Here is a 12,530-nt window from a genome sequence, read left to right as displayed (position 1 = left end):
CCATGCTGAACAAGCACAGGCTGATGGCTGTAGCCGTTGCACTGGCGTTTTCCGCCGGCTCCGCACTGGCTGCCGTTTCCCCGCAGGAAGCTGCCAAGCTCGGCGACACCCTGACTCCTTTCGGCGCCGAGAAGGCCGGCAACGCTGCCGGTACCATTCCCGCCTGGACGGGTGGCATCACCCAGGCTCCGGCTGGCTACACCCGCTCGGGCCAGCACCACGTCAATCCGTTCCCGGACGACAAGCCGCTGTTCACCATCACCGCGGCCAATCTGAGCCAGTACGAGGCCAATCTGACGCCGGGTCAGATCGCCATGTTCAAGGCTTACCCGGAAACCTATCAGATGCCGGTGTACCAGACCCGTCGTTCCGGCTCCGCGCCGCAATGGGTCTATGACAACACCATCAAGAACGCCACCACCGCCAAGCTGGTCGACGGTGGTAACGGTTTCTCCGATGCCTATGGCGGTATCCCGTTCCCGATCCCGCAGAACGGTGTCGAGGCGCTGTGGAACCACGTCGCTCGCTACCGCGGTACCTACATCGTGCGTCGTGCCTCGGAAGTGGCAGTGCAGCGCAATGGCGCCTACTCGCTGGTCACCTCGCAACAGGAAGCACTGTTCAAGTACTACCTGCAGAACGGCTCCTTCGCCGATCTGAACAACATCATGTTCTACTACCTGTCCTTTACCACCAGCCCGGCGCGTCTGGCCGGTGGCGCGGTGCTGGTTCATGAGACGCTGGATCAGGTCAAGGAACCCCGTCAGGCCTGGGGCTACAACGCTGGTCAGCGTCGCGTGCGTCGTGCGCCGAACCTGGCTTACGACACCCCGATCGCTGCGGCTGACGGTCTGCGCACTGCAGACGACACCGACATGTTCAACGGTGCCCCGGATCGCTACGACTGGAAACTGGTTGGCAAGAAGGAAATCTACATCCCGTACAACAACTACAAGGTCACCAGCCCTGACGTTAAGTACAAGGATCTGCTGCAGGTCGGTCACCTCAATCCGGCACTGACCCGTAACGAGCTGCACCGCGTATGGGTTGTCGAGGGCACGCTGAAGTCCGGCGCTCGCCACATCTACTCCAAGCGTACCCTGTTCCTCGACGAGGACAGCTGGCAGGCTGCGGTGGTGGATCAGTACGACGGCCGTGGTGAACTGTGGCGTGTCTCCATCGCCTACCTGAAGAACTACTACGACCTTCCGACCACCTGGTCCGCGCTCGATGTGTTCCATGATCTGCAGGCGCGTCGTTACCACGTGCAGAACCTGGACAACGAAGAGAGCAACACCATCGACTTCACCCAGGCCACTCCGGACGACGGTTATTTCAAACCAGCTGCCCTGCGTCGCCGCGGCACTCGATAATAGTCGTGTAGTCTCACGTGAAGGCCGCTACAGTAGTAGCGGCCTTTTCGTATCAGTCCGGCGAATAGGCTGTGATAAAGCGGTTCGACCTTACAAAACATAACGTCGCGCTGATTGTCAGGGCTTTCCGAAGCTCGCTAGGATGAGTGGCCTGGTAAGAGTCTCTTCACGAGCTTGCGAGCTAGAGCAATGCAAGGCAAAAACAGGCGAGGAAGCAGAGTGTACTTTTGTACATGAGCATGACTCGCTTCGCTCGCCCCTTCGGGGCCGCACTGAAGTGCGTTGGCCGCAAGCGGCCTACCGAGCTTGGTTTTAACGCAGCAGGGCCGACGCGCAGCAGATCGTGAACAGGCTCTAAAGGCAGTACCGCCTATAACAAGAAAGGGGGAAGGTATATGAGTGAGCCCGTCATGCGGCGCACCCAGTCCGGTCTGGCGTCGATTCTGGCGCGCAAACCGGCGCTCCGTGTCCATTCGCCGCTGGCTAAAGCGCTCTCGCTGTGCAGTGTGCTTTCCGTTCTGGTTCTTGCCGCCGCACCCGTGCATGCCGAAACCTCGGCTGCCGCAGAGGCTGGTTATTCCATCGAATCGCCCAAGGCGGTTCACAGCTTGTTGCTCGACGTCGTCAACACGGGCCAACGCCTGGTCGTTGCCGGTGATCGTGGCCACATTCTCTATTCCAATGATCAGGGACAGACCTGGGTGCAGGCCAAGGTGCCGACCCGGCAGATGCTCACGTCCCTGTTTTTCCTCGATGCGCAGCATGGTTGGGCTGTCGGTCACGATGCCGTGATTCTCGCTACAACCGATGGCGGCGAAACCTGGGTCAAGCAGTTCGACGATCTCGAGCGTGAAGCCCCTCTGCTGGATATCTGGTTCAAGGATGCCGATCACGGCTTTGCCGTTGGCGCATACGGGGCGTTGCTGGAAACGCTCGATGGCGGCAAGACCTGGGACGACGTCAGCGATCGCCTCGACAACGAAGATGCCTATCACCTCAACGGCATCGCCGCCGTCAAGGACAGTGGCCTGTTCATCGTGGGCGAGATGGGCGTCATGTTCCGTTCCGCCGACTGGGGCGAGAGCTGGGAGAAGATCGCAGAGCCGCCCTACGAGGGCTCGCTGTTCGGCGTGATGGGAACCGATCAGAGCGGTGTTCTGCTGGCTTATGGTCTGCGCGGCCATCTGTTCCGTTCCAGCGATTTCGGTGACAGCTGGCAGCAAATTCGACTCGAGAACCCCGGCAACGGCCCGCTGGAATTCGGCCTGTCTGGTGCGGTTTTGCTGGCTGACGGCTCCATCGTGGTGGTCGGGCACGGTGGCACGGTACTGAAGAGTGAGGACGGTGGGCGCAGCTTCAGCCTGTTCAATCGTCCGGATCGTCTGTCCCTGGCAGCGGTAGCTGCAGGTGACAAGGGTCAACTGGTTCTGGTTGGGCAGGGCGGTGTTCGCCTGGCTACACCGACTGGCGCCATGCCGACCGCACAATAATAAGGGGTAGTCTTCGATGACCGATCATCACCAGGACAAGGCGAGCTTTCTCGAGCGCCTGATCTTCAACAATCGGCCGGCGGTCATTCTGCTCTGTCTGCTGACCACCATCTTCCTGCTCTATCAGGCTACCCAGGTTCGTCCCTCGACCAGCTTCGAGAAGATGATCCCGCTGTCGCATCCGTTCATCGAGAAGATGATGGAGCACCGCAACGACCTGGCCAACCTCGGCAATACCGTGCGTATCTCGGTAGAGGCCAAGGACGGCGACATCTTCGCCAAGGAGTACATGGAAACGCTGCGGCAGATCCATGACGAGGTCTTCTACATCAATGGCGTCGACCGCTCCAACCTGAAGTCGCTGTGGAGCCCGAGCGTACGCTGGACCGAAGTGACCGAAGAAGGTTTCGCCGGCGGCGAAGTGATTCCGCAGACCTATGACGGCAGCGCGCAGAGCCTCGAAGAGCTGCGCAGCAACGTGCTCAAGTCCGGGCAGATCGGCCGTCTGGTGGCGAACAACTTCAAGTCCAGCATCATCGACGTGCCGTTGCTGGAGTCCTATCCGGATCCTAACGATCAGGGCAAGCTGATCAAGCTGGATTACCAGAAGTTCTCCCACGAGCTGGAAGAGAAGATCCGCGACAAGTACCAGTTGGAAAACCCCAATGTACAGATCCACATCATCGGTTTCGCCAAGAAGGTGGGTGACCTGATCGATGGCCTGATCATGGTGGTGGGCTTCTTCGCCATCGTACTGCTGATCACTTTCGTCCTGCTGTACTGGTTCAGCTGGTGTATCCGCAGCACCATCGGCGTGCTGGTCACCACCCTGATCGCGGTGGTCTGGCAGTTGGGCTTGATGCACCTGGCCGGCTTCGGTCTCGATCCGTACTCGATGCTGGTTCCGTTCCTGATCTTCGCTATCGGCGTGTCCCACGGCGTGCAGAAGATCAACGGTATCGCGTTGCAGTCCAGTGGCGCCGAGAACTCGCTGATGGCGGCGCGGCGTACCTTCCGCCAGTTGTTCCTGCCCGGCATGATCGCCATCCTGGCTGATGCCGTGGGCTTCATCGCATTGCTGATCATCGACATCGGCGTGATACACGAGCTGGCCATCGGTGCTTCCATCGGTGTGTTGGTGATCGTTTTCACCAACCTCATCCTGTTGCCTGTGGCGATCTCCTATCTGGGTATCAGCAAGAAGGCGGTCGAGCGTAGCAAGAAGGATGAAGTGACCGAGAAACCGATGTGGCGCCTGCTGTCCAAGGTCGCTCATCCCAATGTGGCGCCATTCATGGTGGTGCTGGGCCTGCTTGCTGGCGTCAGCTGCTTCTTCTATCAGAAGGCCCACCTGCAGGTCGGCGACCTCGACCAGGGTGCGCCGGAGCTGAGGCCGGACTCGCGCTATAACCTGGATAACGACTTCATCATCCAGAACTACTCGACCAGCTCCGACGTGTTGGTGGTGATGGTCAAGACGCCTGCCGAAGGGTGCTCCACCTACGAAGCCCTGTCCGCCATGGACGAGCTGATGTGGAAGATGGAGAACACCAAGGGCGTGCAGTCCGCGATTTCCATGGTCACGGTGTCCAAGCAACTGATCAAGGGCATGAATGAGGGCAACCTGAAATGGGAAACCCTGTCGCGTAACCAGGACGTGCTGAACAACTCCATCGCCCGTGCTGACGGTCTGTACAACGCCGACTGCTCGTTGGCGCCGGTGTTGCTGTTCCTCGAGGATCACAAGGCCGAGACGCTCAAGCGTACCGTTGCGGCGGTGCAGGCGTTCGCTGACGAGCACAACCGCGATGGCCTGGAGTTCCTTCTGGCTGCCGGTAACGCAGGTATCGAGGCGGCGACCAACGAGGTGATCTCCACCTCCGAGTTGCTGATGCTGACGCTGGTCTACCTGTGGGTGGCGATCATGTGCCTGATCACCTTCCGCTCGATCCCGGCGATGATCTGCATCGTGCTGCCGCTGATCCTCACCTCGATTCTCGGCAATGCGCTGATGGCTTTCCTCGGCATCGGCATGAAGGTCGCGACCCTGCCGGTGATCGCACTCGGCGTGGGTATCGGTGTGGACTATGGCATCTATATCTACAGCCGCCTGGAAAGCTTCCTGCGTGCGGGGCTGCCGCTGCAAGAAGCCTACTACCAGACGCTCAAGTCGACCGGTAAGGCCGTGCTGTTCACCGGTCTGTGCCTGGCCATCGGCGTAGCGACCTGGATGTTCTCGGCGATCAAGTTCCAGGCCGACATGGGCCTTATGCTGACCTTCATGTTCATCGTCAACATGTTCGGTGCCATGCTGCTGCTGCCGGCACTGGCGCGCTTCCTGATCAAGCCCGAGAAGCTGGTGGGCAAGAAGGGTGGTTCGCTGCTGGCTCACTAAGACAGGCAGTGTTTAACGAAAACCGCGGCCCTTGGGCCGCGGTTTTTTCGTTATAGGCCCTAGGGAAGGGCGCGCGTCGTACGCCTACCGAAGTGCGCCAACGTTCACGTAGGGTGCGCCGTGCGCACCGCTGATATTGCTGCCCTTGAGGCGATTCGTCGCCTGGAGAGATCTCGTCAGCAGTCAAGGTCGATCCGATGCGCCGGAGCCGGGAGCCGGTGCGCGCGGCGCACCCTACCACGTGTGGCTGCGATCATCCGTGGGGTGCGCCATGCGCACCGGTGGATATTGCTGTCAGCGTGGATAGAGCGGCGGCAAGGCGCTGCTTTCCTGCGGCGCCGCGCTAGGCTCCTGGCTGGCGGGCAGGCTGCGAATGGCTTTCCACAGCTCTTCGCCTTGCCAGAACTGGCCGCTTTCGCTGTAGAGGGCGCCGTTGAGACCGTCGAGAGCATCCGACAACGGCACGTAGCGCGCCGCCATGTCGGCCAGGGTTTCCGGTTGCTGGCGCGCCCAGGCGTCGAGGGCGTGGCGGGTGGCCTGGGCGTCGCCGGCCAGGCAGGCGCGCTTGAGGTCGTCGAGCAGGGTGCGCGGGCTTGGGCCGGTCTGCGCGGCGCGCTGGATCGCCGGTTGGCGACGGGCATGCCACCACAGACCGAAGCCGATCAGCGTACTCAGGCTCAGCAGGGCGCAGGCCAACTGCCAGGGCCACAGCGCCGGCCCTTCGACCACCTGGGTGGTCACCATCGGCGTATTGGGTTGTTCGTCGTTCTGCAGTTGAGGATTCTCGGCAACCTGCAACGTGCGAGCTGACAGGGTGGTGCGCTCCAGGCTGTCGGTCTGGGTATTCCACCACACCACCTCCAGCGGCGGCAGATCGAAACTGCCGCTGCGATTCGGCACCAGCGCCTCACGCTCTTCACGTGTACCGATCATGCCGGTTTCGCTCTTCTGATCGCTCAGCTGCGGTTGATCCGGATACCGGCGCAGGCCATCGACCTGGGTGGCCGGCAAGGGCGGTAGCTGGGCACTGGACAAGCCGTCGACCTTGAGGATAAGCCTGCGTGTCAGCGACTCGCCGACCTGGCTCTGCTCCGGTTGCGGGTTCCAGGTTTCCGCCAGGCCCAACGCACGTGCCGGTAGCCAGGGGGCGTCGGCCGGATAACTGGCAGGCTTGGCTTTGACATGCAGCGGGATGTCCGGCGACTTGACCCGCGAGACCTTGCCGGCGCGCGGGCCGAAGGGCAGGAAGTCGTTGCCGCGTGAGCGGTCGACCAGGGTCGCGCTGAACATCTGCCCGGGGATGGTCAATTCACCGCTGCGCTGTGGGTAGATGGCGTACTGCAGCTCGATGACGCCATGGCGCACGCCGCCGATATTCTTCTCGTAGGTGCGCGGTTCACCCAGCTGTTCGATGCGGGCATCGTTCATCTGCAGCGGCGTCAGGCTGCTGTCGTCATACATCGAAACCGAATGGTAGATGCGCAACGTCAGTACCGCCTGGGCCTGCACGTAGATACTGTCCTGATCGAGGCTGGCGTCGATGAATACCGGGGCCAGTTGCTCGCCGCCGGCTGACTTGCTGCGTGCCTCGACGTGCAGGGTAATCGGCAGGGTTTCGGCGTCTTCCAGGCGGATCGGCGGGATCACCACGTCGCCGCTCTGGCGCGGTTGCAGGGTGAGAATCCAGCGCGTGCTGGCGCGTGGGGTGTCGCCAATGCTGCTCAGGCGGTTGACCTGGCGGCTGCCGAGCACCTCGAAATGTTCATCCAAGGGGCTCAGATCCGGCCTGCCGAAGCGGGTCGGGTCGGTCGACTCGAGGGTCAGCACCACGGTTTCGCCTTCACTCAGGCGGGTGCGGTCGACGCTGGCGAAGAAGGCTTCGGCATGGGCCTGACCGGCCAGCAGAAGGAGGAGCATGAGCAAACGCTTCATCGGGAGGATTCCTGACGCTGTTGCTGTTCGTACCAGAATTTTCGCCGCAGCAGCTCGGCAGGGTCATCCGGGATCTGTCGCAACCATTGTTCCATTGCCTGGCGGCGTTCATCGGCCGAGCCCATGTCCGTATCCTGTGTCGATGGTTCGCCTGAATCGGTATCCGCTGTTTCTTCGCTGGGCAGCGTTTGCTCGGAGGGGCTGGCCGCGTTGTCTTCGGGGCTTTGCGGCTGATTGTTGTCAGCGCTGTCATCCGCACGCTTTGGCGTGGCGGGTTGGCTGGGCGCCGAGTCCGAGCTTTGGCCGGCAGGGGCTTCGCTGGGCTCTTCGTCGCCCTCATCCTGCGCTTGCGTCTGCGAGTTTTCGTCAGCGCTCTGCTGTTCCTGGCGCTGACGCAGCGCTTCTTCGACCAGGGCGCGATTGTACTGCGCCGCTTCCAGTTCGTGCTGGCGCTCCAGCGCCTGGTCGTAGGCGTCCAGAGCCGCCTCCAGTTCGCCTGACTTGGCCAGTGCATTGCCGCGGTTGTAGTGATCGGCGGCGCTGTCGCCCTGGGCAAAACGCTCGGCCGCACCGGTATAGTCACCGGACTCGAAGAGCGCCTTGCCTTGCCACTGCAGATCCTGGAAACGTTGCGCCGCTTCATCCGGGCGGCCGGCATCGAGCAGGTGCTGGCCCTGCTGATCCGGGCGTAGCCAGAGGTCGTCGAAGGTAAAGGCATGGCTGGTCTGCGGCGGCAACATCAACAGCAGGGGCAGGCAGAACAGCCAGCCGCGTCGGCCTGCGCAGGCAGCGAGCAACAGCAGCGGCAGCAACAGCCAGTAGCCCTGGTCGATATGACTGTCGAGCAGGGTCGGCTCGGTGGCGTCACGCAGGGCTGTAGGGCCGTCGAGCAGGCCCAGGCGCTTGAGGTCTTCATCATCGAGGCGGATCGGCGTGTAGCGGCCATCATGGTTTTCGGCGACTTCACGCAGGCCGCGGGCGTCCAGGCGGGGGATGAGGATGGCGCCACGCTCGTCCTTGAGAAAACTACCGTCCTCCTGGGCCACCGGGGCGCCTTCACGGCTGCCGACGCCGAGAATCAGCAGGGGCACCGAGCGTTTTTCCAGTGCCTTCTGAATACCGCTGCGCTCCTGTTCATCCAGGGCGCTGGTGATGAGCAGCAGGCGACCCTGGCCCAGTTGCGCCTGATCCAGCAATTGCAGGGCGCGGCTGACGGCCAGGTCGGCGCGGCGGCCTGGCTCTGGCATCAACGAGGGTTTCAGTGCTTCGAGCAGGTTGCGGCTGGTGGCCAGGTCATCCGACAGTGGCACCAGGCTGTGGGCGCTGCCGGCATAGACGATGATGGCGGTTTGCGCGTCGTTGCGTGCTTCGAGCAGGTCGAGCAGTTTGCGCCTGGCTTGCTCCAGGCGATTGGGCGTGCCATCGGTGGCGAGCATCTGCGGCGTCAGCTCCAGCAGCACCAGTAGCGGGTCGGCAGGTTTCTGATTACTTTGCTCGACACGCTGCCAGCTCGGGCCGAGCAACGCCACCACGGCCAGCAACCAGGCCAGGCCGAGCGCCAGCCAGGGCAGCTTGCTGGTGCGGCCATCGCCGCCCTTGAGCAACACCTGATGAAACGCTGCCGGTAGCAGCAGTTGCCAGCGCCCGCTCTGTCGTTCGCGGTGCCACAGGCGCCACAGCAACCAGGCGAGCAGTGGCACCGCCAGCAGCCACAAGGGTCGTAGCCATTCCGGCCAGAGCAGGCTCATGTGCGCCTCCGCAGGCGTTGTGGCAGGTCGGGCCAGAGGATCTGGCTGACCAGCAGCACGGAGCCGAGCAACGCCAGTGCCAACGGCCAGGCATACAGCGCCTGTGCCGGGCGGGCGAGGGTGGGCTGCTGGGCGACGGGTTCCAGGCGATCCAGGCTGCGTTCGATCTGTTCCAGCTCGGTCTGGTTGCGTGCACGGAAATACTCGCCACCAGTGGCGTCGGCAATCGCGCGCAGCGTCGGTTCGTCCAGGTCGAGGCCACTGGTGAAGCCCAGGGCGCCGAGTACGCCGCCTTGTTGCGGGTCGGCGCCGATACCGATGGTGTAGATGCGCACGCCTTCGTCGGCTGCCAGCTGTGCCGCGAGCATTGGCTCGATTTCGCCGCCGTTGTTGGCACCATCGGTGATCAGCACCAGCACGCGGCTTTGCGTCGGCCGTTGGCGCAGGCGTTTGACCGCCAGGCCGATGGCATCTCCGATGGCGGTGTTCTTGCCGGCGATGCCGATCAACGCCTCGTCCAGCCAGGTGCGGACGGTATGGCGGTCGAAGGTCAGCGGCGCCTGCAGGTAGGCCTGACTACCGAACAGGATCAGCCCGACGCGATCACCACGGCGATCCTCGATGAAGTCACCGAGCAGACGTTTGACCAGCTCCAGACGGCTGATCGGTTCGTCGTCCCACTGCATGTCGGCGTAATCCATCGAGCCGGAAACATCCACCGCCAGCAGCAGGTCGCGACCGCTGGCCGGCAGCGGCAAGGGTTCGCCGACCCACTGTGGCCGTGCCGCCGCGCACAGCAGCAACAGCCAAAGCAGCGCCAGCGGCGCTTGCTGACGCCAGCTCGGCAATGCCGCGCGCGCGCGGCGGCCGCTCATGCTCTGCAGTTCGTCGAGAAAGCCCACGCGCAGCGCGGCATCGCCACTGTCGGCCGGCGGCAGCAGCAGGCGCAGCAGCCAGGGCAACGGCGCCAGCAGGAATATCCAGGGCCAGGCGAACTCAAACATGCTTGCGAATCCAGGTGGCGACGGCCAGGTCGAGTTCCGTGATGGCCTTGTCGCTGAGGGTGCACTGCGGTTTGTAAGCGCCTTCGACGAGAATCATCCAGCGTGTCAGGCCTGCCGCCGGACAACGGTTGTCGAGAAAGGCCAACCAGGCGCGGCTGCTCAGGATATGACTGCCCGCGTCCGGATAGCGTTCGCGGCACAGGCGCTTGAGCAGGGCGTTGAGCTGTTGCAGCCAGGGGCCCGCGTCCTGGCCATCGTAGGGTTTGCGCAACTGCGCCAGTTCGTCCAGCGCAGCCTGGCGCAGGGGATCGAGTGCCTGTTCGCGAACGACCTGGCGCGGCCTGTTGCGCCAGCGCTGCAACAGGTGCCAGAGTCCCCAGCCGAGCAGCGGCAGGAGCACGGCCAGCAACCACCAGCCAGGAGCGGGTGGCCACCAATGCACTGGCGGAGGGTCGATCAGTGGCTGCAACTGCTCGAGTGGATTCATGGCGCCTTCCTCGGGCGCAGCGCACTGAGTTGTTCCTGCAGTTGCTCGACCAGTTCGAACTGGGTGCTCAGCGGCAGCAGTGGGACGCCGAGTTTTTGCGCCAGACGTTGCCAGCGTTGTTCGCGCGTTTGCGCCTGCTCCCGGTAGCGCTGACGCAGGTCGCCGTTGTGGCTGTCCAGTTCCAGCTGGGCATCGTTCTGGGTGAAGCGCAGCAGGCCGGCGGCGGGCAGGGCGTGATCGAGCGGGTCGGACAGCGGCAATAGCAGCAGGTCGGTATGACGGGCGAGCAGGGTCAACTGCTGCTCGGCGTTATCGCTCAGCGCGCGTTCGTCGCACAGCACCACCACCAGACTGCCAGGACGCAGCACTTCACGAGCGCGGCGCAAGGCCAGGCCGAAGGCATCGCGCACCCCGCCAGGCTGTGGCTCCGGCTGCAAGGCCTGATTGGCGCGTGCCAGCAGGTTGAGCAGTTGCAGCAGGCTCTGCTTGCTGCGCCGTGGTTTGACTTCGTGATGCTCGTTGTCGGCGAATACCAGGCCACCGATACGGTCGTTGTGGCCGAGCGCGGCCCAGGCGACCAGTGCTGCCGCCTGCGCTGCCAATACCGATTTGAAGCACAGGCTGGAGCCGAAGAACAGGCGCTGGCTCTGTTCGGCGATGATGAAGATGGGGCGCTCGCGCTCTTCGTGGAACAGCTTGGTGTGCGGCTCCTGGGTGCGTGCGGTGACGCGCCAATCGATGGTGCGCACATCGTCGCCGGCCTGGTAGACGCGCACCTGATCGAAGTCCACGCCGCGCCCACGCAGGCGCGAATGGTGCAGGCCGATCAACGGGCTGCGTCGCGCCGGCGTGGAGAACAGCGGCACTTCATGCACCTTGTGGCGCATGTCGATCAGCTCGCCGAGGGTGACGTGGATGCCGGGTTGGTTGGCCGGGGTTTGCATGGACATCAGCACGTAGCCCGGATGCAATCCGGGAGGCAGGATGAACCAACCCCGGATTGCATCCGGGCTACGGGAGGGGATTGCGCTGCGAGCAGCTGCATCAGGCCACCGCCACCACATCGAGGATGCGCTGGATCACGCGATCCTGATCCACCCCCGAGGCTTCGGCTTCGAACGAGAGAATGATGCGGTGGCGCAGCACGTCGAACAGCACCGCCTGGATGTCTTCGGGGCTGACGAAGTCGCGTCCGGCCAGCCAGGCGTGGGCACGGGCGCAGCGATCCAGGGAGATCGAGCCGCGTGGGCTGGCGCCGTAGGCGATCCAGTCGGCCAGCTCGGCATCGAACTTGGCCGGGGTGCGGCTGGCCATCACCAGTTGCACCAGGTACTCCTCCACGGCATCGGCCATGTACAGGCCGAGGATTTCCTTGCGCGCGGCGAAGATCGCCTGCTGGCTGACCCGGTGTTCGGGCTTGGCTTCGCCGTTGAGCGCATCGCCACGGGCCTGGGCGAGAATCTTGCGCTCCACGGCAGCATCGGGGAAACCGATCTTCACATGCATCAGGAAACGGTCGAGCTGGGCTTCCGGCAACGGGTAGGTGCCTTCCTGCTCGATGGGGTTCTGCGTGGCCATGACCAGAAACAGCGGTGACAGGTCGTAGGTGCTGCGGCCTACCGATACCTGGCGCTCGGCCATGGCTTCGAGCAGCGCCGACTGCACCTTGGCCGGTGCGCGGTTGATCTCGTCGGCCAGCACCAGGTTGTGGAAGATCGGCCCCTGCTGGAACACGAAGCTGCCGGTTTCCGGGCGGTAGATCTCGGTACCGGTGATGTCTGCCGGGAGCAGATCTGGAGTGAACTGGATGCGGTGGAACTCACCCTCGATGCCTTCGGCCAGCTCCTTGATCGCTTTGGTCTTGGCCAGGCCGGGTGCGCCTTCGACCAGCAGGTGGCCATCGGCGAGCAGGGCGACCAGCAGGCGGTCGATGAGCTTGTCCTGGCCGAGAATCTGGCTGGAGAGGAATTGTCGCAGGGCGACCAGCGCGTCACGGTGTTCCATCGTCGGGCTCTTCTGGGCAATGGGCGAGCGCTGTTTTCAGCCTCGCGTGCAGACCGCCGACTTTAATGCATTTGCGGCTTCAGCCGCTATGCATCGC

At 63.3% G+C, this 12,530-nt stretch carries 9 protein-coding genes; 3 read left to right on the top strand and 6 right to left on the bottom strand.

What is annotated here, in order from left to right:
- The first annotated feature begins 2 nt into the window (after nt 1-2).
- From HS968_RS16395 to HS968_RS16385, 3 genes are all read left to right on the top strand, one after another.
- On the top strand, nt 3-1,373 hold the full coding sequence (locus HS968_RS16395; protein WP_182367218.1) for a DUF1329 domain-containing protein: 1,371 nt from the start codon (nt 3-5) through the stop codon (nt 1,371-1,373).
- 410 nt (nt 1,374-1,783) lie between these two features.
- On the top strand, nt 1,784-2,863 hold the full coding sequence (locus HS968_RS16390; protein ID WP_182371639.1) for a WD40/YVTN/BNR-like repeat-containing protein: 1,080 nt from the start codon (nt 1,784-1,786) through the stop codon (nt 2,861-2,863).
- Nucleotides 2,864-2,879: 16 nt separating this feature from the next.
- Nucleotides 2,880-5,258, top strand: coding sequence for an efflux RND transporter permease subunit (locus HS968_RS16385; RefSeq protein ID WP_119692723.1), 2,379 nt, complete (start codon nt 2,880-2,882; stop codon nt 5,256-5,258).
- A gap of 294 nt (nt 5,259-5,552) precedes the next feature.
- On the opposite strand, the gene HS968_RS16380 is transcribed toward HS968_RS16385, so the two are convergent.
- The 6 genes from HS968_RS16380 to HS968_RS16355 form a co-directional block, all read right to left on the bottom strand.
- Complete coding sequence (locus tag HS968_RS16380) at nt 5,553-7,190, bottom strand: BatD family protein (protein ID WP_182367216.1); 1,638 nt, start codon at nt 7,188-7,190, stop codon at nt 5,553-5,555.
- The gene (locus tag HS968_RS16375) at nt 7,187-8,938 is read right to left on the bottom strand and encodes a VWA domain-containing protein (RefSeq protein WP_182367214.1); all 1,752 of its coding nucleotides are present in this window, start codon (nt 8,936-8,938) and stop codon (nt 7,187-7,189) included. Before HS968_RS16375 ends, HS968_RS16380 begins: the two co-directional genes overlap by 4 nt.
- Nucleotides 8,935-9,942 carry a vWA domain-containing protein gene (locus HS968_RS16370; protein ID WP_182367211.1) on the bottom strand — a complete coding sequence of 336 codons (1,008 nt, stop codon included), beginning with the start codon at nt 9,940-9,942 and terminating at the stop codon, nt 8,935-8,937. Before HS968_RS16370 ends, HS968_RS16375 begins: the two co-directional genes overlap by 4 nt.
- Entirely contained in the window at nt 9,935-10,429 is a 495-nt protein-coding gene (locus HS968_RS16365; RefSeq protein WP_182367209.1) for a DUF4381 domain-containing protein, read from the bottom strand. Before HS968_RS16365 ends, HS968_RS16370 begins: the two co-directional genes overlap by 8 nt.
- Entirely contained in the window at nt 10,426-11,373 is a 948-nt protein-coding gene (locus HS968_RS16360) for a DUF58 domain-containing protein (protein WP_182371638.1), read from the bottom strand. The genes HS968_RS16365 and HS968_RS16360 overlap by 4 nt, the downstream gene beginning before the upstream one ends.
- A gap of 100 nt (nt 11,374-11,473) precedes the next feature.
- Nucleotides 11,474-12,433: an AAA family ATPase gene (locus HS968_RS16355; protein WP_119692718.1), complete on the bottom strand. Its 960-nt coding sequence runs from the start codon at nt 12,431-12,433 to the stop codon at nt 11,474-11,476.
- Nucleotides 12,434-12,530: the final 97 nt, after the last annotated feature.

The organism is Pseudomonas berkeleyensis (assembly GCF_014109765.1).
GTDB classification, from domain to species: domain Bacteria; phylum Pseudomonadota; class Gammaproteobacteria; order Pseudomonadales; family Pseudomonadaceae; genus Aquipseudomonas; species Aquipseudomonas berkeleyensis.
The sequence above is the reverse complement of the archived record's forward strand: the minus strand, read 5'-3'. Positions and strand labels throughout refer to the sequence as shown.

What these genes read in the sequence shown, in the direction of transcription:
- HS968_RS16395 (WP_182367218.1), top strand. Translation starts at nt 3, where the DNA reads ATGCTGAACAAGCACAGGCTGATGGCTGTAGCCGTTGCACTGGCGTTT.
- HS968_RS16390 (WP_182371639.1), top strand. Translation starts at nt 1,784, where the DNA reads ATGCGGCGCACCCAGTCCGGTCTGGCGTCGATTCTGGCGCGCAAACCG.
- HS968_RS16385 (WP_119692723.1), top strand. Translation starts at nt 2,880, where the DNA reads ATGACCGATCATCACCAGGACAAGGCGAGCTTTCTCGAGCGCCTGATC.
- HS968_RS16380 (WP_182367216.1), bottom strand. Translation starts at nt 7,190, where the DNA reads ATGAAGCGTTTGCTCATGCTCCTCCTTCTGCTGGCCGGTCAGGCCCAT.
- HS968_RS16375 (WP_182367214.1), bottom strand. Translation starts at nt 8,938, where the DNA reads ATGAGCCTGCTCTGGCCGGAATGGCTACGACCCTTGTGGCTGCTGGCG.
- HS968_RS16370 (WP_182367211.1), bottom strand. Translation starts at nt 9,942, where the DNA reads ATGTTTGAGTTCGCCTGGCCCTGGATATTCCTGCTGGCGCCGTTGCCC.
- HS968_RS16365 (WP_182367209.1), bottom strand. Translation starts at nt 10,429, where the DNA reads ATGAATCCACTCGAGCAGTTGCAGCCACTGATCGACCCTCCGCCAGTG.
- HS968_RS16360 (WP_182371638.1), bottom strand. Translation starts at nt 11,373, where the DNA reads ATGCAAACCCCGGCCAACCAACCCGGCATCCACGTCACCCTCGGCGAG.
- HS968_RS16355 (WP_119692718.1), bottom strand. Translation starts at nt 12,433, where the DNA reads ATGGAACACCGTGACGCGCTGGTCGCCCTGCGACAATTCCTCTCCAGC.